Source organism: Bradyrhizobium sp. KZN70725 (genome assembly GCF_055264925.1).
The window spans coordinates 1-1990 of the sequence record NZ_JBUYWT010000155.1; the positions used below are offsets into that span (position 1 = coordinate 1).

Below are 1990 nucleotides of genomic sequence, written 5' to 3' on the forward strand. Positions count from 1 at the left end.
GCGATCTGCTCCGGGCTCACCGGCACATGCGGGCTACGCTCCACCGCATTCCCGCCCCCTGTGACCGCACAGGTAATGAACACCTCAGAGATCATCCTCACCTTCTCCTTTAACGCCAGACCGACGACACGTTTCAGTATCGATAAATAGTATCGCGTCCCGGGATCTGAATTGGCTAATATTGACCGTCACGAAGCAGAAATTCGGCGCACGATCGTCACCATGTGACGTTTTATCGCGCCAACTTTAGCTCGGACGCGAGCAAGCCACAAAAATTCATAAGGCCGCGATGCTTTTGTAGGGGCCTTGCGATCTCTTGAGCATGCTCTCTGATTTCGTGAATCTGGTGACCTGCCCCTGAATTTTCATCCAGCGGCAGTTTGAGTCTCGGGGGTTTGTGCGCCTTGCGGCGCGGTGGAAGCAACGGGCGATCGGCTTGTGACCCTTTGTGATATCGTCGACAATGTTGAGGATGCGGAAGAGCCGTCCATTAGCGAACTGGTCGTGGACGAAGTCCAGCGACCAGCGCGCTTCGGCTTCGCTTTCATCAGGATCGGCGCCCGGCCCCCCATGGCCTCGCGGCGAGCCCACCGCTTGCGGGCCGTAAGCGCTTCGTCCCGATAGATCCGGTGAATGCGGTTGAGCCCTGATGGCTCGCCCTCCCCGCCGCAGTAGAATGAACAGGTAGCCGAACCGTCGGCGCTCGCGGGCGAGGTCCCGCAGCCGGGCACGAAGCTCCGTATGGGGAGGGCGGCGAGATCGGTAGCGGATCATCCTCCGATCTGCGTCGACGTCCCGTAGCTCCGACAGGCCCGTCATGGCCTTCAGGTGCGCCACAGCGGCACGTTTGGCGGCGGGATCTGCGCGGCGGCAATCAGGGTGAGACTCGCGCTCTCATCCTGATTGTCGCGCTATAGCGGGATCTACCATTTTTTTGACAAAAGCTCTCGCAGTGCCGCGCCATCGAGCGTCTGCTCGGCTAGCAGCTTCTTCAGCTTCGCGTTCTCTTCCTCGAGCGACTTCAGCCGCTTGGATTCGGAAACTTCTATGCCGCCGAACTTGGCCTTCCAATTGTAGATCGTCGCCTCCCGTGTTTGTGAGCCAGGTCGTCTGTCGTCGCTCCAGCCTCATGCTCCTTCAACACTGCGATAATCTGCTCTCCCGTGAACCTTGCTCGCTTGATCTGTCCGTCCTTGCTCAGGCCGGGCTCTAGCTCCATCTGGAGGAAATACGCAGGGGCAGGTCAGGTTGCCGTCAGTTCGCAGGTCAGGTGCCGTCTGGACATCGAGGTTTCCGGAATGGCGCTCAGGCATTCCTTGTGACGTCGTCACGATATTGAGGATGCGGAAGCGCCGGCCGTTGGTGACTGGTCGTGGAGGAAGTCCAGCGACCAGCGGCCTTGGTCCTCGCCTCGATCAGGAACGGGACACGGGTCCTCATAGCTTTGCGCGAGCCCGCCCCTTGCGGAGGGTGAGCCCTTCCTCGCGATAGAGCCGGTAGATCCGGTTGATCCTTGATGGCTTGCCCTCCCGCCGACAGCAGGACGACCAACCGGCGGTAGCCGAAATGCCACCGCTCGTTGGCGAGATCGCGCAACCGGCCGCCCAGAGCGACCTCCGCAGGGCGGCTGGAGCGCTGGAGCGATAACGGATCATCTTCCGATCCGCGCCCACGATCGAGCAGGCCCGCCGTCCGCTCGGCGGCGGGCCTTACCATTTTTTTTGAAAACAGCTGACGAAGAGCGGCCGTACCGAGCATTGCTCGGCCAGAATCAGCCCCATTGAAAGAAGTGATCGATTCACGATCCCGTCGTTTCCGAGAATCACAATCCCAGCATACGTGCGGATCAATGCGCTGATCCAGAAAGAAAGCAGCACGACCAGGAAAGAAACACGCGATCCCCCGGCGCAAACCTCGGAATCACGTGCTGGCACGACGCGATGACGGTGCCGGTAGGCGGCGCTTGCATCGCGTAGCGGACGATTTCACC

The 1990-nt window shown here is 60.5% G+C and carries 1 protein-coding gene and 2 pseudogenes; all 3 read right to left on the minus strand.

From position 1 onward, the window contains the following. Nucleotides 1-95 (minus strand): 3-keto-5-aminohexanoate cleavage protein (locus ACZBJS_RS42360; RefSeq protein ID WP_463440079.1); only part of this gene is annotated, 95 nt, incomplete at its 3' end. Nucleotides 96-444: 349 nt separating this feature from the next. After that, nucleotides 445-1183, minus strand: a pseudogene (locus ACZBJS_RS42365) (transposase); the annotation flags it as partial. Between the two features lie 66 nt (nt 1184-1249). After that, nucleotides 1250-1758 (minus strand): annotated as a pseudogene (locus tag ACZBJS_RS42370) (IS3 family transposase); the annotation flags it as partial. Nucleotides 1759-1990 lie beyond the last annotated feature (232 nt).